This is a genomic window from Enterobacter sp. UPMP2052, assembly GCF_053709675.1.
Map to the genome: position 1 here is coordinate 1 of NZ_JBSKJR010000010.1, position 18,065 is coordinate 18,065.

Genomic DNA, 18,065 nt, shown 5'->3' on the forward strand with positions numbered 1-18,065 from the left:
CAACGCGGCTTTCGCTCACCGTTGCGAGGTCCCGTATAATACGTTTTCCTCATTCAGAGTCAAGCGTTTATTTTCGCTTTTCTCTGCCGACGTTCATCGCTGAACCCCGCTAACCCGGCGGCCTGTAAGCCGTTATTCCGTGTCAGTGGAGGCGCATTATAGGGAGTTCTCAGACGTTGACAACCCCTCTTTTAAAAAAAACGTTCAACCGTCTCTTTTTTGCTCAAAATGGGGTTACAACGGCAGTTTTTCGAGCGTTTCAAACCCATAACGCTGTAAAACGGGCAAAAGTTGCTCAGTATCGGGCGTTATCGCCAGGCAGAACGCAATATTTGGATCGGCTGATTTTGCATCCGGCGCCTCATGCTCAAGCAACCAGGCCGTACGACGCGCAATAGCCGCACCGGAATCCACCAGGCGAGTCCCCTCTGGCAATACCGCCAGGAGTTCTTCCTGTAATAGAGGGAAGTGGGTGCAGCCGAGCACGACCGTATCCGGCGGTTCAGGCATACGCAGCCACGGACGAAGAATACGGCGCAGCTCGTCAAGCGAGACCGCTTCTCCGTGCAGCTTCGCTTCCGCCATCTCCACCAGCTCAGCCGAACCCAGCATCGCAATCTGGCATTCGTTGGCAAAGCGGTCGATAAGCTCGCGCGTATAAGGACGCTTCACCGTGCCACGCGTTGCCAGCAAACCGACCACGCCGTTCGCCGTCAGACGTGCAGCAGGTTTAATAGCAGGCACCACGCCTACAACCGGGAAGGGGAATTTCTCGCGCAACGCAGGGAGGGATACCGTACTGGCCGTATTACAGGCGATAACCGCCAGCGCCAGGGGGTAACGTTGTTGAACCGCAGTAACGATTTCAACCACACGCTCAACGATAAACGTTTCACTCTTCTCTCCATAGGGGAAGGCAACGTTATCGAAGGTGTAGATGTAATGGAGATCCGGCAGGAGCTGTCGGATCTCATCATAGACCGAAAGCCCACCGACGCCGGAATCAAACACCAGCACGGTGGGACGCGGATCAGAAGGTGTAGCTGCCAGACAAGGTGTATTCCCGTCCTGCAGTTTGGTAGCCATAAACTGTCTCGTAATCTTTATCGAACAGGTTGGCTATTTTACCACGAACTGTCAGGTGAGAGGTGACCGGATATGAAACGGCGACATCCCACAGGCTTACGCCGCCCATTTTCACTTTCTGTGACGGATAGGAACCAAAATCGGTATCGTAACGCGTACCCAGGTAGTGATAAGTCAGGCTCCAGTCGAAATCATAGATCTGCGTGTCTAGCTGGTACTTCACTTGCTGCTTAGCGCGACGATCCAGCAGCGCGTTAGTTGCCGCATTGCGGGCATCAACATAATCATAACCGACGCTATGCGTAACAGGGCCTGTATCGAACGACGCCGTCGCTTCGACACCTTTTATACGTGCCTTGCCGACGTTGTAATACTCCTGAAGATTGTTATTGAAGTCGATCAGGTTATCAACGTCGTTACGATAGGCTGATACACGCCAGCTTACGCCCGACGTTAACCCTTCAAACGCACCTTCCCACTGCTTGCTCTCTTCCGGGTCGAGACGATCGTTGCCATAGAAACCATAAAGCTGGCCAAGGTTCGGGGCTTTATAGGCCGTACCATAAGAGGCAATGAAGCGGTAACCGTCAACGAATTCCCAGGCTGCACTGCTCTGCCAGGTACCATGGCGACCAAACTGAGAGTTGTCGTCGCTACGCGCGGCCCCTTCCAGGGTGACGTCACCAAACTTCTGTAAACCGGTCAGATACACGCCACTGTTACGCAGATCGTAACTCTCGGTCACATAGTTGGTACCGGGTTCGGTGCTCTGCTTCTGCCAGTCGATACCCGCGCCAATGTTGCCATGCCCGACATCAACAGAATTGGTCCACTGGACATTGTACTGCTTGATTTCATCCAGGGTCGCCGTAGAGTCATAGCGTCCGAGATGCGGATCGTAGTTGTAATCTTTGCTGTGACTGTAGCTGGAGAGCAGCTGCGAATGGAAGATGTCCTCGTTAAAGCGCAGCCCAGCATCCCAGGTCTGACTGTATAACTGGCGAGTATCCACCAGCACATCAGGCGTAAATGCGCTGTAATAGCCGTCATAAGCAGTACGGTTGCTGTAGCCATAACCGCGAACAAAACCGCTCCACTGGTCAGAGAAAGCATGCTCCAGGGCACCGTAGATCGTCTTATTCATGTAGCCGTCGCGATCGGTCTGGGCAAGACCGCCGTTATTACCGTCGGCGACAACGTCAAAACCTTTGGTATAGGTATAATCACCCGCCAGCGTCACACGCGTGCTGTCACCCAACGTTTGCTGGGTACTGCCACCATAATTCTGGTAGCCATGTGACCCTACACCAGCGTTCAGCGTTGTACCGTCCTTCGCGCGCGTTGTGATGATGTTCACCACGCCCCCAATTGCATCAGAGCCATATACCGCAGAACGTGGCCCACGGATATATTCGATGCGTTGTACCAGGGCGATCGGGAACTGGCTAAGGTCGGACGAACCGGTTACGCCCGCCTGGTTAAGACGGATCCCGTCAACGAGTATCAGGACGTGGCTGGAGTTAGTGCCACGAATGAAGAGTGAAGAGAGCTGCCCCATACCACCGTTTTGCGCGGTATCCACGCCAGGTAAACGGCGCATAACATCCAGAACCGTTGTTGACTGCCAGCGATCAATATCCGCCCGCGTCACTACCGAGGTCGGAGCTAATACGGTATTTACAGGTTGTTCAAAACGATTTGCTGTCACCACCAACGAGTCAGCGCTATCCTGCGCCCAGCCCGAAAATGCCGTGACGGACAGCGCCGTCAACAGCGATACTTTTTTAATCATTGTTAAAGCATCCACAATATAAGAAGGATGCCGCAGGCCTCATCTATAGCACGCGATGATGAAACCAAGTGCGACGTGATCCCGGCAGGTCTTCGGGCTGGGTGGCGTTATACGGATGAAGACTTCCCATTTTCACAGTGTCTACAACATTCATCCCGCCAGTCCTTACCGCTGCGCGTCAGCTCCAGATTTTCACTGGATTCCCTTTTCACTCTCAGGAGACCGGAAACAGAATGCTACAATTAGACACGTATAGATGTCCAGACAGCTATTGGCCATAAACTCTGGACATCCCCTGAACAATGCCTACAATCCCCGCGTAATTCTTTATCACTCAGGACGCATCATGACCCCCGAACACCTCCCGACAGAACAATACGACGCGCAGCTGGCCGAGAAAGTCGTCCGCCTGCAAAGTATGATGACGCCGTTCAACGCGCCCGTTCCCGAGGTGTTCCGTTCGCCGGTCAGCCACTACCGCATGCGCGCCGAGTTCCGCATCTGGCATGACGGCGATGACCTGTACCACATCATTTTCGATCAGCAGACGAAATCCCGTATTCGCGTAAACAGTTTTCCGGCGGCAAGTGAGCTTATTAACCAGCTGATGACGCTGATGATGGACGGCGTGCGCAATAATCCGGTGCTGCGCCACAAGCTGTTCCAGATTGATTACCTGACCACGCAAAGCAATCAGGCTATTGTGTCTCTGCTGTATCACAAAGCGCTGAACGACGAGTGGCGCGAGCAGGCCGAAGCGCTGCGTGATGCGCTGCGCGCACTGAACCTCAACGTTCATCTGATTGGCCGCGCGACCAAAACCAAAATCATGCTCGACCAGGATTACATCGACGAGCGTCTGCCGGTTGCGGGAAAAGAGATGATTTACCGCCAGGTGGAGAACAGCTTTACCCAGCCGAACGCTGCAATGAATGTGCAAATGCTGGAGTGGGCGCTTAATGCCACGAAAGGCTCAACGGGCGATCTGCTTGAGCTGTACTGCGGGAACGGCAACTTCTCGCTGGCGCTGGCGCGTAACTTCGAGCGCGTGCTGGCAACGGAAATCGCCAAACCGTCCGTCGCGGCGGCGCAGTACAACATTGCCGCTAACCATATCGATAATGTGCAAATCATTCGTATGGCGGCAGAAGAGTTCACCCAGGCGATGAACGGCGTGCGTGAGTTTAACCGACTGCAGGGCATCGACCTGAAAAGCTACCAGTGTGAGACGATTTTTGTCGATCCGCCGCGCAGTGGCCTGGACAGCGAAACCGAAAAGATGGTGCAGGCGTACCCGCGGATTTTGTACATCTCCTGCAACCCGAAGACGCTGTGCAAGAACCTGGAAACCTTAAGCCAGACGCACAACGTTGAACGGCTGGCGCTGTTCGATCAGTTCCCGTACACGCACCATATGGAGTGCGGCGTGTTGCTCACCGCAAAATAATCTGCTTTACGTAGGGCAGGTAAGCGAAGCGCTACCTGCCAATAAATGCCGGATGGCGCTTCGCTTATCCGGCCTGCAACGACAAACCCCTTTACTCCGGCAACCGGCTCTTACGGTTGCGCATGCGCGAACCAATCCAGAACACCAGCACCACGGACAACACCGCCGGCAGGAAGTTGGAACCGATATCCGGGTATTCCGCACGAACCACGGTACTAAACAGCAACACGCCCAGTATAAAGCAGGCGGCCGCCAGCCCCGGTAAGCCGACGGGCATGGTGCGGTTCAGATAGCGTTGATGCAGGCAGTAAACCGTCAGCACCAGCGAAATAATCGGGAAAATCGAGAACGGAACGATGGAGCTAAAAATAGCCGCAAACGTGCCGTTAATGGATAAGCCAGCGATCAATGCCAGCAACAGCGTTCCTTTATCCTGACCTGACTGTTTCATTACTCACCTTCGTCGGTTTGATGTGCCAACTTTTCTTGTTCACGGCGATACCAGTAGTACGCGCCTTTGGAAATCATCCTGAGCTGCAATACCAGTCGCTCTTCGAGTTGCTTGCGTTGTTCAATGCCCACATCCAGCGCTTCGGCACCGGCACTGAAGACTATCGTCACCATCGCTTCGGCCTGCGCTTCGGTGAACGCACGCGGCATATGGTTTTCGATTTCAAGATAGTCGGCAAGTTCCGCGATGAAATGTTGAATTTCACGCGCCACGGCGGCACGAAACGCGGCCGATGTTCCGGAACGTTCACGTAACAGCAGACGAAACGCGTTCGGGTTATTGCCAATAAACTCCATAAAGGTCGAGACGGAGGTGCGGATCACGCTGCCGCCTTTCGCGATACGCTGACGCGCCTGGCGCATCAGCTGGCGCAGCATCAGGCCGCTCTCATCGACCATGGTCAGGCCCAGTTCATCCACATCACGGAAGTGACGATAGAAGGACGTTGGCGCAATCCCGGCCTCACGGGCGACTTCGCGCAGGCTCAAACTGGCAAAACTCCGCTCAGCACTCAGTTGACTGAATGCGGCTTCCACCAGCGAACGCCGGGTTTTCTCTTTTTGTTGTGCTCTAACGCCCATCACAATAGTTGAATCCTTCCAAAGGCCTGATGGCACTATACCAGAGAATAAAATTAATCTGTTTGTGCAGCTTTGTGAATGATTGTTTACGTGCGGTTTGTGCTTCATTGACTGAAAAAAGCACAACGATAATTGGGTTACTCTGGCAATGATGTTATGATTCTGTTGCTTTTATGTATAAGAACAGGTAAGCCTTGCCATGCCACATTCCTACGATTACGACGCAATAGTTATTGGTTCCGGCCCCGGCGGCGAAGGTGCTGCTATGGGTCTGGTAAAACAGGGAGCCAGAGTAGCGGTCATTGAGCGCTACCATAATGTCGGCGGCGGTTGCACCCACTGGGGCACCATCCCTTCAAAAGCCCTCCGCCATGCCGTTAGCCGCATTATCGAATTTAACCAGAACCCTCTTTACAGCGACCATTCCCGACTTCTTCGTTCCTCTTTTGCCGACATCCTGAATCACGCTGATACCGTAATTAACCAGCAAACGCGGATGCGCCAGGGGTTCTACGAGCGTAACCACTGCGAGATTTTGCAGGGCAACGCCCATTTCGTGGATGACCACACGCTGGCGCTGGAGTGTCACGACGGAACGGTTGAAACCATCACCGCCGAGAAGTTTGTTATCGCCTGCGGTTCACGCCCGTACCATCCGGCGGACGTAGACTTTACCCACCCGCGCATCTACGACAGCGACTCCATCCTCAGCCTGCACCACGAGCCGCGCCACGTAATTATCTACGGCGCGGGCGTCATCGGCTGCGAATATGCGTCGATCTTCCGCGGCATGGAGGTCAAAGTTGACCTGATCAACACCCGCGACCGTCTGCTGGCGTTTCTCGATCAGGAGATGTCAGACTCCCTCTCCTACCACTTCTGGAACAGTGGCGTCGTGATCCGTCACAACGAGGAGTACGAGAAGATTGAAGGCTGCGACGACGGTGTAATCATGCACCTGAAGTCCGGTAAGAAGCTGAAAGCGGATTGCCTGCTGTACGCCAACGGCCGCACCGGTAATACCGATTCGCTGGCGCTGGAAAACCTCGGCCTTGAAACCGACAGCCGTGGCCAGCTGAAGGTCAACAGCATGTACCAGACCGCGCTGCCGCACGTATATGCTGTCGGCGACGTAATTGGTTACCCGAGCCTGGCGTCAGCCGCGTACGATCAGGGCCGTATTGCCGCGCAGGCGCTGGTGAAAGGTGAAGCGACGGCGCACCTGATCGAAGATATTCCGACGGGCATCTACACCATCCCGGAGATCAGTTCTGTAGGGAAAACCGAGCAGCAGCTGACGGCCATGAAGGTGCCTTACGAGGTCGGTCGTGCCCAGTTTAAACACCTGGCACGGGCGCAAATCGTGGGCATGAGCGTGGGTACGCTGAAGATTTTGTTCCACCGCGAGACGAAAGAGATCCTCGGTATTCACTGCTTTGGTGAACGCGCCGCGGAAATCATTCATATCGGCCAGGCAATCATGGAGCAAAAAGGCGGTGGCAACACCATCGAGTACTTCGTTAACACCACCTTTAACTACCCGACGATGGCGGAAGCCTATCGGGTCGCTGCGCTGAACGGCTTAAACCGCCTGTTTTAACGTGCTGTCAAAGTGGCCATCCATGGAACTGCGGATGGCCTCTGCCAGCTGCTCATAGCGGCTGCGCAGCGGTGAGCCTGGGCGATAAACCAGACCAATGGTGCGTCGCGGCTCTGGCTTAATGCACGGCAGATAGACCACGCCGTCACGCTTGCGCTCGCGCGGCACGGCCAGTGCAGGCAACAGCGTAATGCCGCTTCCCGCCGCCACCATGTTACGCAGCGTTTCCAGGCTGGTTGCGCGGAAGTGGGTATCTTCATCCGCACCCGCTTCAAAGCAGAAGCCCATCGCCTGATCGCGCAGGCAGTGTCCATCTTCCAGCATCAGCAGCTTTTCACCGGCCAGATCGGCCATCGGCACGCGATCGCGGTTCGCCCACGGGTGATCTTCATAGATCGCCAGCATCATCGGCTCGTCGAACAGCGGCACTTCGATAAAGGCTTCACTCTCTTTGACCAGCGCCAGGATCGCGCAGTCGAGCTTGCCGCTATCGAGCTGCGCCAGCAGCTGATGGGTTTGCGCTTCGTGGAGATACATTTCGAGTTTAGGGAACGTCTGATGCAGCATGGGAATAATCTGCGGCAACAGGTACGGGCCAACGGTTGGGATCAGGCCAATATGCAGCGGGCCGGACATCGTCTCCCCCTGCTGGCTTGCCATTTCCTTGAGCACTTTGACCTCGCGCAGCACGGTGCGCGCCTGATCCACCAGCAGAAGACCGGCCTGAGTGAACAGTACCTTACGGCTGGTGCGCTCAAGCAGCATCACGCCCAGCTCATCCTCCAGCTTGCGGATCTGACCGCTCAGCGTGGGCTGGCTGACGTGGCAGGAATCTGCCGCGCGGCGAAAATGACGATGCTCGGCTAACGCTACCAGGTATTCAAGATCACGAATATTCATTATTCATCCTCCGTCGCCACGATAGTTCATGGCGATAGATAGCATAGCAACGAACGATTATCCCTATCAAGCATTCTGTTGAATAATACACCACAGAGACGAGGCGGTACGTGTTTGACCCTTGACGTCCCCGCCCGTCAGCGAGTTTCTCTCAAAACTCGAAAAAATAAAGCCAACGTGAACTTTTGCGGACCCCGTGGTCCGCATTTTTTTTGCGTAAAAAAGCCCGGCGTTAAGCCAGGCTCCGTTTTTCCCTCACCCTGGCCCTCTCCCAGAGGGAGAGGGAACCAATCGAGCCCCTCTTCCCGTGGGAGAGGAGTTAGGGTGAGGGCACCAGCCCGCCCCCATCAAACCAGGCGGTTTTTCGCATCCGCAATCGCCTGTGCCACCTGCTTCGGCGACACGCCACCTTTGGCCGCACGCTTGTCCAGGCACGACTGCAGCGCCAGAATCGGGTAAACATCCTCCCCGATCACTGCACTGAATTTCTGCAGGTCAGCCAGGGGCAGATCCTCCAGCGGTTTCCCCTGACGGATCGCTTCGACCACCGCTTCGCCCACAATATGGTGCGCTTCACGGAACGGTACGCCTTTTGCTACCAGGTAATCCGCCAGCTCGGTCGAGTTGGCATAACCCTGCTGGGCCGCTTCCTGACAACGCGGACGTTTCACCTGAATGCCGTCCAGCACCAGCGCGCCCATGTGCAGGCAATCCAGCCAGGTGTCGAGCGCGTCGAACAGCCCTTCTTTGTCTTCCTGCATATCTTTGTTGTACGCCAGCGGCAGCCCTTTCAGGGTCATCATCATGCCGGTCAGCGCGCCCTGCACGCGGCCGCACTTGCCGCGGATCAGCTCCAGCGCATCCGGGTTTTTCTTCTGCGGCATCAGGGAAGAGCCGGAGGTCACGCGGTCAGACAGCTCAACGAAACCGGCTTCACCGGAGTTGAAGAAGATCAGGTCTTCGGCAAAGCGCGAGAGATGCACCATTCCGATGGATGCGTTAGACAGCAGCTCCAGCACATGGTCACGGTCAGAGACGCTGTCCAGGCTGTTACGGGTGGCGGAGGCAAAGCCCAGCCAGCCTGCCAGCTGCTCCCGGTCGATTTCATACGCCGTTCCCGCCAGCGCCCCGCAGCCCAGCGGGCTGACGTCCAGACGCTTCAGGGTATCCTGCAGACGGCTTTCGTCACGCGCCAGCATCTCCACATAGGCCAGACACCAGTGAGCAAAGGTCACCGGCTGCGCGCGCTGCAGGTGGGTATAACCCGGCATCACCGCGTCCTGGTTGTTCTGCGCGGTCTCCACCAGCGCGCCCTGCAATTGACGGTTGGCCGCCAGCAGCTCAGCCACGGTATCTTTACACCACAGCTTGAGATCGGTCGCTACCTGGTCGTTACGGCTACGCCCGGTGTGCAGCTTTTTACCCAGCTGGCCGACTTTGTCGATCAGCTTGCCTTCAACCCAGCTGTGAATGTCTTCGGCATCACTCTGGAGAATTTGCGCCGGATCCAGACGCACCTCTTCCAGCAGGTTGTTCAGCGCCTCTTCCAGCTGCAGCTGTTCGTCTGCGGTCAGCACGCCAACGGTGACCAACGCTTTGGACCAGGCCACAGAGCCGACAATATCCTGTTCGGCCAGGCGATAGTCGAAACGCAACGAGTCGTTGAACTGTTTGAACCGCAGATCCGCTGCCTGTGTAAAACGCCCACCCCAAAGTGCCATAACATGCTTCCTTTATATCTTTGAATTTCATTGCCCGGTGGCGCTACGCTTACCGGGCCTGCAAAACGGTAAATTGATTACGCCAGAATACGCGTGCCAATTGGCGTGCCGTTAAACAGCGCCGGTAGCTGTTCCGCGTGACGCCAGGAGGCGATATCCACCGGGCGGCCCAGCGTGCGGGCGGCATCCAGCGCCGCGTTCACTTTGACGATCATGCCGTCGGTAATAATGCCCTGGTCGATGAGCTGCTCGGCTTTCGCCGCCGTCATCTCCGCAATGCGCTGGCCTTTGCCGTCCAGAATACCGCTCACGTCGGAGAGCAGGATCAGGTCTGCGCCAAGCGTAGCCGCCAGCGCCGTCGCCGCCTGGTCAGCGTTGACGTTCATCAGCTCGCCCTCTTCGGTCACGCCGATAGAGCTGACGACCGGCAGGAACCCGCCGTCCAGCAAAGTGTTGATCAGCTTAGGCGAACCCGGCTGCGCCAGTCCAACGTGGCCGAGCGCTTCGTCGAGCTGGGTCACTTTTACGCTGTCGCCGTCGCCCAGATAAAGGCCCACGGAAGCAATGTGATGCTTCTTCGCCCACGCCAGCAGCGTCTTGTTCGCCGTTCCCGCCAGCGCACCGGTAATGATGTCAATCTGGTCGGCAGGCGTGACGCGCAAGCCGTTTTTCTTGGTCACCGGCAGGTTAAGCCCTTTCATCAGCTCATCCACCACGCAGCCGCCGCCGTGGACGATGACCAGCGGGCGCTGGTGCGACTCACGATAGTTCACCAGCGCGGTAAAAAGACGCTCCAGCGCTTCTTCGCTGTCCAGCAGCACGCCGCCGAGTTTGATAATTAATGGGTTCATCATCACACCTTAAATAAGAGACTGCGCTTCAGGGAAGCCGAAACGAATATTGGCGCACTGCATGGCCTGAGCGGCAGCGCCTTTCAGCAGGTTATCTTCGGCCGCCACCACAATCAGGTGCTCGCCCTGCACGGCAAAGCCGATGTCGCAGAACGGCAGACCGACCACATTTTTCAGCGCCGGGACGCCTTTGTTATACAGACGCACCAGCGGTTTATCCGCATATGCCTGGGTAAAGACCTCGCTTACCTGGTCTTGAGTAACGCCCGGCTTCAGGCGGCAGGTAATGGTTTCGAGGATCCCGCGCGGGAAGTTACCCAGATGCGGCGTAAAGATGACGTCCGCGCCCAGATGGGTCGTGATTTCAGGATGATGGCGGTGGTTAAACACGCCGTACGGTTGAAGGCTCACTTCACAGAAGCTATTGGACATTGCAGCCTTGCGGCCTGCACCGCTTACGCCGCTGGTGGCGTTGATCACCGGCCACTGGTTGAGATCCAGCAGGCCCGCATCGATCAGTGGCTTCAGGGAGAGCTGCGCCGCCGTCGGGTAGCAGCCCGGCACGGCGATCAGGTTCGCCTCTTTCAGCCGGTCCGCATTCCACTCCGCCAGACCGTACACCGCCTGTTCAAGCAGTGCCGGGTGCTGATGAGTGAAACCGTAGTATTTTTCATAGAACGCGGCGTCGTTCACGCGGAATGCACCGGAGAGGTCGAACACCACGCAGCCCGCCGCCAGAAACTGCGGTGCCAGATCGTGGCTGACCTCGTGCGCGGTGGCTAAAAACACCACGTCCACGCCGTCGGTGAACGCGCTGATATCAGACATTGGCTGCAAAGGCAGATCGACAATACCCCGGAGCTGCGGATGCAATTCAGAGATTAACTTTCCTGCATCATTGCTTTGCGCTGACACGGTCAAAGCGGTTATGGTCATATGAGGATGGCGATTCACGTAGCTTACAAGCTCTGCGCCCGCATAACCGCTAGCGCCTACAATCAGCGTATTCAACATCGGGTTCCTTTATGCTCAACGTTAATGTATTTTTATTCACATTTATTGCATGAATATTGATACTATCACGACCTAAGGTGTGTCAACAATGAAAATGAACTTACCGCCATTTATCGAGATTTACCGCGCCCTGATTGCCACACCGTCCATCAGCGCAACCGAAGAAGCGCTGGATCAGAGCAATGAGTCTTTAATCAATCTGCTGGCGGGCTGGTTTAGCGATTTGGGCTTTAACGTTGAGGTTCAGCCCGTCCCCGGCACGCGCCATAAATTTAACCTGCTCGCCAGTACCGGAACCGGTGCGGGCGGCCTGCTGCTAGCCGGCCACACCGATACCGTGCCGTTTGACGATGGCCGCTGGACGCGCGACCCGTTCACCCTGACCGAACACGACAACAAGCTGTACGGTCTGGGCACCGCCGATATGAAAGGCTTCTTCGCCTTTATCCTCGACGCGCTGCGTGACGTCGACGTGACAACGCTGAAAAAGCCGCTCTACATACTGGCGACCGCCGATGAAGAGACCAGCATGGCGGGGGCACGCTACTTCTCGGAAAACACGGCCATTCGCCCGGACTGCGCGATCATCGGTGAGCCCACATCGTTGCAACCGATTCGCGCCCATAAAGGCCATATTTCAACGGCGGTGCGCGTACTAGGCCAGTCCGGCCACTCCAGCGATCCGGCGCGCGGCGTGAACGCCATTGAGCTGATGCACGACGCCATTGGCCGCATCATGACCCTGCGTGACGATCTTAAAGAGCGCTATCACTACGAAGCCTTCACCGTACCTTACCCGACGCTGAACCTCGGCAGCCTGCACGGCGGCGACGCCTCAAACCGCATCTGCGCCTGCTGCGAACTGCACATGGATATCCGTCCGCTGCCGGGCATGACGCTGAGCGATCTCGACGGCCTGCTGAATGAAGCACTGGCCCCGGTAAGCGAGCGCTGGCCGGGCCGTCTGACCGTCTCTGAGCTGCATCCGCCGATCCCGGGCTACGAATGTCCGCCGGATCACCAGCTGGTCCAGGTGGTGGAAAAGCTGCTCGGTGAGAAAACCGACGTGGTGAACTACTGCACCGAAGCGCCGTTTATTCAGACCCTGTGCCCAACGCTGGTGCTTGGTCCGGGTTCCATCAACCAGGCCCACCAGCCGGATGAGTACCTGGAAACCCGCTTTATCAAGCCCACCCGCGAGCTGATTACTCAGGTTGTGCATCACTTCTGCTGGCATTAAAACTGACCATCGCTATCCCCTCTCCCGGTGGGAGAGGGTTAGGGTGAGAGGGAAAATTCCCGCGATCTCTATCACATTCTCATAAGCATCTCTTATCTGACGCGAAGCGAATTAAATTTCGTAAATTACCCGCATTTATTCGTTTGCTGAACCGTTTTCGCAGCAATTGACGACGGGGGTTTTACGTGGCTTTATAAGAGGAGATGACAAAATAATGTCCACCCGATTTTCGACTGGGCATAAACAAAAATGATGGGGTGACTGGGTTTTTATGAACGAACAATATTCCGCGTTGCGTAGTAATGTCAGTATGCTCGGCAAAGTGCTTGGAGATACCATCAAAGACGCGTTAGGTGAGAACATTCTCGACCGCGTTGAAACCATCCGCAAGCTGTCCAAATCTTCCCGTGCAGGTAACGAGGCTCACCGTCAGGAGCTGCTCACGACCTTGCAGAACCTCTCCAACGATGAGCTGCTGCCTGTTGCACGCGCGTTCAGCCAGTTCCTGAATCTGGCCAACACCGCCGAGCAATATCACAGCATTTCGCCCAACGGCGAAGCGGCCAGCAACCCGGAAGTCATTGCCCGAACGCTTCGTAAACTGAAAGACCAGCCCGATCTCAACGAAGACATCATTAAAAAAGCGGTGGAGTCCCTTTCGCTTGAGCTGGTACTGACCGCTCACCCTACGGAAATCACCCGTCGTACGCTGATCCACAAAATGGTGGAAGTGAACAGCTGCCTTAAGCAGTTGGATAACAAAGACATTGCCGATTACGAGCGTAACCAGCTGATGCGCCGCCTGCGCCAGCTGATTGCCCAGTCGTGGCACACCGATGAAATTCGTAAGCACCGCCCAAGCCCGGTCGACGAAGCCAAATGGGGCTTTGCGGTGGTGGAAAACAGCCTGTGGGAAGGGGTACCGAACTACCTGCGCGAGCTGAACGAACAGCTGGAAGAGAACCTTGGCTACCGCCTGCCGGTCGATTTTGTTCCGGTGCGCTTCACCTCCTGGATGGGCGGTGACCGCGACGGCAACCCGAACGTCACGGCGGAAATCACCCGCCACGTGCTGCTGCTGAGCCGCTGGAAAGCAACCGATCTGTTCCTGAAAGATATTCAGGTACTTATCTCCGAGCTGTCGATGGTGGAAGCCACGCCGGAGCTGCGCGCGCTGGCCGGCGAAGAAGGCGCCAGCGAACCGTATCGTTATCTGATGAAAAAACTGCGCGGTCAACTGATGGCCACTCAGGCCTGGCTGGAAGCGCGTCTCAAGGGCCAGCGCCTGCCTAAACCGGAAGGTCTGCTCAGCCAGAACGAGCAGCTCTGGGAGCCGCTGTACGCCTGTTACCAGTCGCTGCAGGCCTGTGGCATGGGCATCATCGCCAACGGCGAACTGCTCGACACCCTCAGGCGCGTGAAGTGCTTCGGCGTGCCGCTGGTGCGTATCGACGTGCGTCAGGAAAGCACCCGCCATACCGAAGCGCTGGGCGAACTGACCCGCTATCTCGGCATCGGCGACTATGAAAGCTGGTCAGAAGCCGACAAACAGGCGTTCCTGATCCGCGAACTGAACTCCAAGCGCCCGCTGCTGCCGCGCAGTTGGGAGCCAAGCAACGATACCCGCGAGGTGCTCAATACCTGTAAAGCGATCGTCGATGCGCCGAAAGGATCGGTGGCCGCCTACGTGATCTCAATGGCGAAAACCCCGTCCGACGTGCTGGGTGTTCACCTGCTGCTTAAAGAGGCCGGTATCGACTATGCCCTGCCGGTTGCACCGCTGTTTGAAACCCTCGATGACCTGAACAACGCCAACGACGTGATGACCCAGCTGCTGAACATCGACTGGTATCGCGGCTTCATCCAGGGCAAACAGATGGTGATGATTGGCTATTCCGACTCCGCAAAAGACGCGGGCGTGATGGCGGCGTCATGGGCACAGTACCAGGCACAGGATGCGCTGATCAAAACCTGCGAGAAAGCGGGCATTGAACTGACATTGTTCCACGGTCGCGGTGGGTCTATCGGACGTGGCGGCGCCCCTGCGCACGCGGCGCTGCTCTCCCAGCCGCCGGGCAGCCTGAAAGGCGGCCTGCGCGTGACCGAACAGGGCGAGATGATCCGCTTCAAATACGGCCTGCCGGAAGTGACCATCAGCAGCCTGTCGCTCTACACCAGCGCGATTCTGGAAGCGAACCTGCTGCCACCGCCGGAGCCGAAAGCCTCCTGGTGCCACATCATGGACGAGCTGTCGGATACCTCCTGCGATCTGTACCGCGGCTACGTGCGTGAAAACAAAGATTTCGTGCCTTACTTCCGTTCCGCCACGCCTGAGCAGGAACTGGGCAAGCTGCCGCTGGGATCGCGTCCGGCCAAACGTCGCCCGACCGGTGGCGTCGAGTCGCTGCGCGCCATTCCGTGGATCTTCGCCTGGACGCAAAACCGCCTGATGCTGCCAGCCTGGCTGGGCGCCGGTGCGGCGCTGCAGAAAGTGGTGGAAGACGGTAAGCAGAGCGAGCTGGAAAGCATGTGCCGCGACTGGCCGTTCTTCTCAACCCGTCTGGGCATGCTGGAGATGGTCTTCTCGAAAGCCGACCTGTGGCTGGCGGAATACTACGATCAGCGCCTGGTGAAACCAGAACTTTGGGCGCTCGGGAAAGAGCTGCGTGAGCTGCTGGAAGGCGACATCAAAGTGGTTCTGGATATCGCCAACGACTCGCACCTGATGGAAGATCTGCCGTGGATTGCCGAGTCTATCCAGCTGCGTAATGTCTACACCGACCCGCTGAACGTACTGCAGGCCGAACTGCTGCACCGTTCCCGTCTCGCCGAAGAGGAAGGTAAAGAGCCGGACCCTCGCGTCGAGCAGGCGCTGATGGTGACGATTGCAGGCGTTGCGGCAGGTATGCGTAACACGGGTTAATCGCGGTTCTAACACGGGCGGCTTTCGCACGTTGCTTTCACACAATGACAAAAATCCCCGCCGAAGCGGGGATTTTTTTAACCGATGTACGGGTTACTTCACGTCAAAACGGTCCAAATCCATCACTCGTGCCCAGGCTGCCACGAAGTCGCGGACAAACTTCTCGCTGGCATCGTTGCTGGCGTAAACCTCGGCCAGCGCACGAAGCACGGCGTTCGAACCGAACACCAGGTCGGCGCGCGTTGCGGTGTACTTCACTTCACCGCTGGCACGATCGCTCCCGGCAAACAGCTCGTTCGACTCGTCGGTCGCCTTCCACTGGGTATTCATATCCAGCAGATTGACGAAGAAGTCATTGCTCAGCACGCCTTCGCGGTTGGTGAACACGCCGTTCTTGCTGCCATCAAAGTTCGCCCCCAGCACGCGCAGGCCGCCGATCAGTACCGTCAGTTCCGGTGCGGTCAACGTCAGCTGCTGGGCTTTATCAATCAGCAATGACTCGGTTGTGGACACATCCACCTGCGCACGGTAGTTACGGAAGCCATCGGCAATCGGCTCGAGCAGGTTAAACATCTCGATATCCGTCTGGTCCTGACGCGCATCCACACGGCCCGGCGTAAACGGCACGGTGACATAGACACCTGCGGCTTTCGCCGCCTGCTCAACGCCGACCACGCCCGCCAGCACGATGATATCCGCCAGCGACGCCTTGTTGGTGGTACGCTGAATGGCTTCCAGCGCCGGTAACGCACGCACGGCAGCGGCGTTAACATCCCAGTCGCGCTGAGGAGCCAGCGCCAGACGTGCGCCGTTGGCACCGCCACGCTTATCGCCACCGCGGAAGGTCGATGCAGACGCCCAGGCCACAGAGACCAGTTCGCTCACGGACAAACCAGAGGCCACGATTTCCGCCTTCAGGCTTTCAATGTCTTCCGGGGTAGGATTGAACACCGGCTGCGGCAGCGGATCTTGCCAGATCAGATCTTCTTTCGGCACTTCCGGCCCCAAGTAACGCGATTTTGGTCCCATATCGCGGTGGGTCAGTTTGAACCACGCACGGGCGAAGGCTTCGTTGAAAGCCTGCGGATCGTTCAGGAAGCGACGCGAAATTTTCTCGAATTCCGGGTCGAAACGCAGCGTCAGGTCGGTGACCAGCATGGTTGGCTTACGTTTTTTCGACGGGTCGAACGGGTCCGGCATGATGTCCGGTGCATCCACGGCTTCAAACTGAATAGCGCCTGCCGGGCTGCGGGTCTGCACCCATTCGTATTTAAACAGGTTCTCGAAGAAGTAGTTGCTCCACTGGGTCGGCGTTTGTGACCAGATGACTTCCAGACCGGAGGTAATAGCGTCTGCGCCAATCCCGGTACCGTGCGTGCTGGTCCAGCCCAGGCCCTGCGCTTCAATCGGAGAGGCTTCCGGATCGGTCCCGACATGCGTGGCTTCGCCCGCGCCGTGAGTTTTACCCAGGGTGTGACCACCGGCAATCAGTGCGACGGTCTCTTCGTCGTTCATGCCCATGTTACCGAACGTCGCGCGGATGGCAGCGGCGGCAGACAGCGGATCGCCGCTGGCATTTGGCCCTTCCGGGTTCACGTAAATCAGGCCCATTTCGGTGGCGGCCAGCGGACGTTTTGCCAGCGCTTCCGGATCGCGGTGTTTCAGCCAGGTCGTTTCATCACCCCAGTTGACGTCTAAATCCGGTTCCCAGACGTCTTCACGACCTGCACCAAACCCGAAGGTGCGGAAGCCGGAATTTTCCAGCGCCACGTTACCCGCGAGGATAAACAGGTCGGCCCAGGAGATTTTTTGTCCGTATTTTTGCTTAACAGGCCACAGTAAACGACGGGCTTTATCCAGGCTCACGTTATCAGGCCAGGAGTTCAGCGGCGCAAAGCGCTGTTGCCCGCGCCCTGCACCTCCGCGTCCGTCAACGGAACGGTAAGTGCCCGCACCGTGCCAGGCCATACGAATAAACAGGCCCGCATAGCTGCCCCAGTCGGCAGGCCACCACGGTTGTGAGTCGGTCAAAAGGGCTTTGAGATCGCCTTTCAGGGCGGAGTAGTCAAGCTTGCTGAATTCTTTGCGGTAGTCGAAGTCTTCACCCAAAGGGTTAGAACGGCTGGAATGCTGATTAAGAAGGTCAATGCGGAGTTGTTTAGGCCACCACTCTTTACTGCTGGTACCCGCCCCCGCGCTATGATCGACGCCACCCTGATGGAACGGGCATTTGCCGATCGAAGCCATTTTATTGGTCTCGTCTGACGTGCTCATCGTTGTACTCCCTTTGCTGTGTTACCGTTACGATATACGCCTTAATCGATAAGGTATAGTTGGGATAATCCACAGATTCGATAGTTAATTCCGTTTAATTTCCAGTAGAAAATATGTGACTATAG

The 18,065-nt window shown here is 56.9% G+C and carries 13 protein-coding genes and 1 riboswitch; of the genes, 4 read left to right on the forward strand and 9 right to left on the reverse strand.

The window, feature by feature from the left end; translation table 11 throughout:
- Window positions 1-234 precede the first annotated feature (234 nt).
- The gene (murI, locus tag ACWKX3_RS19450; RefSeq protein ID WP_042322685.1) at window positions 235-1,086 is read right to left on the reverse strand and encodes a glutamate racemase; all 852 of its coding nucleotides are present in this window, start codon (window positions 1,084-1,086) and stop codon (window positions 235-237) included.
- Window positions 1,031-2,878: a TonB-dependent vitamin B12 receptor BtuB gene (btuB, locus tag ACWKX3_RS19455; protein WP_400408576.1), complete on the reverse strand. Its 1,848-nt coding sequence runs from the start codon at window positions 2,876-2,878 to the stop codon at window positions 1,031-1,033. The genes murI and btuB overlap by 56 nt, the downstream gene beginning before the upstream one ends.
- A gap of 66 nt (window positions 2,879-2,944) precedes the next feature.
- Window positions 2,945-3,120: riboswitch (cobalamin riboswitch) on the reverse strand.
- A 104-nt stretch (window positions 3,121-3,224) separates the two neighbouring features.
- Between btuB and trmA the strand changes: the two genes are divergently transcribed.
- Window positions 3,225-4,325 (forward strand): tRNA (uridine(54)-C5)-methyltransferase TrmA, encoded by a 1,101-nt coding sequence (trmA, locus tag ACWKX3_RS19460; RefSeq protein ID WP_454542250.1) that lies wholly within the window; start codon window positions 3,225-3,227, stop codon window positions 4,323-4,325.
- Window positions 4,326-4,416: 91 nt separating this feature from the next.
- Here the strand turns inward: trmA and ACWKX3_RS19465 are convergent, their stop codons facing one another.
- Both ACWKX3_RS19465 and fabR read right to left on the reverse strand, forming a co-directional pair.
- Window positions 4,417-4,776, reverse strand: a complete 360-nt coding sequence (locus ACWKX3_RS19465) for a YijD family membrane protein (RefSeq protein ID WP_006179198.1) — start codon at window positions 4,774-4,776, stop codon at window positions 4,417-4,419.
- Complete coding sequence (gene fabR / locus ACWKX3_RS19470) at window positions 4,776-5,420, reverse strand: HTH-type transcriptional repressor FabR (RefSeq protein WP_072208921.1); 645 nt, start codon at window positions 5,418-5,420, stop codon at window positions 4,776-4,778. The genes ACWKX3_RS19465 and fabR overlap by 1 nt, the downstream gene beginning before the upstream one ends.
- Before the next feature lie 196 nt (window positions 5,421-5,616).
- Between fabR and sthA the strand changes: the two genes are divergently transcribed.
- Window positions 5,617-7,017, forward strand: coding sequence for a Si-specific NAD(P)(+) transhydrogenase (sthA, locus tag ACWKX3_RS19475; RefSeq protein ID WP_058610674.1), 1,401 nt, complete (start codon window positions 5,617-5,619; stop codon window positions 7,015-7,017).
- On the opposite strand, the gene oxyR is transcribed toward sthA, so the two are convergent.
- From oxyR to argC, 4 genes are all read right to left on the reverse strand, one after another.
- Window positions 7,000-7,917, reverse strand: coding sequence for a DNA-binding transcriptional regulator OxyR (gene oxyR / locus ACWKX3_RS19480; protein WP_006179194.1), 918 nt, complete (start codon window positions 7,915-7,917; stop codon window positions 7,000-7,002). The two genes, sthA and oxyR, sit on opposite strands and share 18 nt — an antisense overlap.
- A gap of 347 nt (window positions 7,918-8,264) precedes the next feature.
- The gene (gene argH, locus ACWKX3_RS19485; RefSeq protein ID WP_454542251.1) at window positions 8,265-9,638 is read right to left on the reverse strand and encodes an argininosuccinate lyase; all 1,374 of its coding nucleotides are present in this window, start codon (window positions 9,636-9,638) and stop codon (window positions 8,265-8,267) included.
- Between the two features lie 77 nt (window positions 9,639-9,715).
- Window positions 9,716-10,492: an acetylglutamate kinase gene (gene argB, locus ACWKX3_RS19490; RefSeq protein WP_006179192.1), complete on the reverse strand. Its 777-nt coding sequence runs from the start codon at window positions 10,490-10,492 to the stop codon at window positions 9,716-9,718.
- Between the two features lie 6 nt (window positions 10,493-10,498).
- Window positions 10,499-11,503 (reverse strand): N-acetyl-gamma-glutamyl-phosphate reductase, encoded by a 1,005-nt coding sequence (argC, locus tag ACWKX3_RS19495; protein ID WP_400446510.1) that lies wholly within the window; start codon window positions 11,501-11,503, stop codon window positions 10,499-10,501.
- 88 nt (window positions 11,504-11,591) lie between these two features.
- Between argC and argE the strand changes: the two genes are divergently transcribed.
- Window positions 11,592-12,743 (forward strand): acetylornithine deacetylase, encoded by a 1,152-nt coding sequence (argE, locus tag ACWKX3_RS19500; protein ID WP_058610676.1) that lies wholly within the window; start codon window positions 11,592-11,594, stop codon window positions 12,741-12,743.
- Window positions 12,744-13,014: 271 nt separating this feature from the next.
- A complete protein-coding gene (gene ppc, locus ACWKX3_RS19505) occupies window positions 13,015-15,666 on the forward strand; it encodes a phosphoenolpyruvate carboxylase (RefSeq protein WP_101738491.1) in 2,652 nt (883 codons plus the stop codon).
- A gap of 93 nt (window positions 15,667-15,759) precedes the next feature.
- Here ppc and katG read toward each other — a convergent pair whose 3' ends face one another.
- The gene (katG, locus tag ACWKX3_RS19510) at window positions 15,760-17,940 is read right to left on the reverse strand and encodes a catalase/peroxidase HPI (RefSeq protein WP_006179188.1); all 2,181 of its coding nucleotides are present in this window, start codon (window positions 17,938-17,940) and stop codon (window positions 15,760-15,762) included.
- Window positions 17,941-18,065: the final 125 nt, after the last annotated feature.

What these genes read in the sequence shown, in the direction of transcription:
- murI (WP_042322685.1), bottom strand. Translation starts at nt 1,086, where the DNA reads ATGGCTACCAAACTGCAGGACGGGAATACACCTTGTCTGGCAGCTACA.
- btuB (WP_400408576.1), bottom strand. Translation starts at nt 2,878, where the DNA reads ATGATTAAAAAAGTATCGCTGTTGACGGCGCTGTCCGTCACGGCATTT.
- trmA (WP_454542250.1), top strand. Translation starts at nt 3,225, where the DNA reads ATGACCCCCGAACACCTCCCGACAGAACAATACGACGCGCAGCTGGCC.
- ACWKX3_RS19465 (WP_006179198.1), bottom strand. Translation starts at nt 4,776, where the DNA reads ATGAAACAGTCAGGTCAGGATAAAGGAACGCTGTTGCTGGCATTGATC.
- sthA (WP_058610674.1), top strand. Translation starts at nt 5,617, where the DNA reads ATGCCACATTCCTACGATTACGACGCAATAGTTATTGGTTCCGGCCCC.
- oxyR (WP_006179194.1), bottom strand. Translation starts at nt 7,917, where the DNA reads ATGAATATTCGTGATCTTGAATACCTGGTAGCGTTAGCCGAGCATCGT.
- argH (WP_454542251.1), bottom strand. Translation starts at nt 9,638, where the DNA reads ATGGCACTTTGGGGTGGGCGTTTTACACAGGCAGCGGATCTGCGGTTC.
- argB (WP_006179192.1), bottom strand. Translation starts at nt 10,492, where the DNA reads ATGATGAACCCATTAATTATCAAACTCGGCGGCGTGCTGCTGGACAGC.
- argC (WP_400446510.1), bottom strand. Translation starts at nt 11,503, where the DNA reads ATGTTGAATACGCTGATTGTAGGCGCTAGCGGTTATGCGGGCGCAGAG.
- argE (WP_058610676.1), top strand. Translation starts at nt 11,592, where the DNA reads ATGAAAATGAACTTACCGCCATTTATCGAGATTTACCGCGCCCTGATT.
- ppc (WP_101738491.1), top strand. Translation starts at nt 13,015, where the DNA reads ATGAACGAACAATATTCCGCGTTGCGTAGTAATGTCAGTATGCTCGGC.
- katG (WP_006179188.1), bottom strand. Translation starts at nt 17,940, where the DNA reads ATGAGCACGTCAGACGAGACCAATAAAATGGCTTCGATCGGCAAATGC.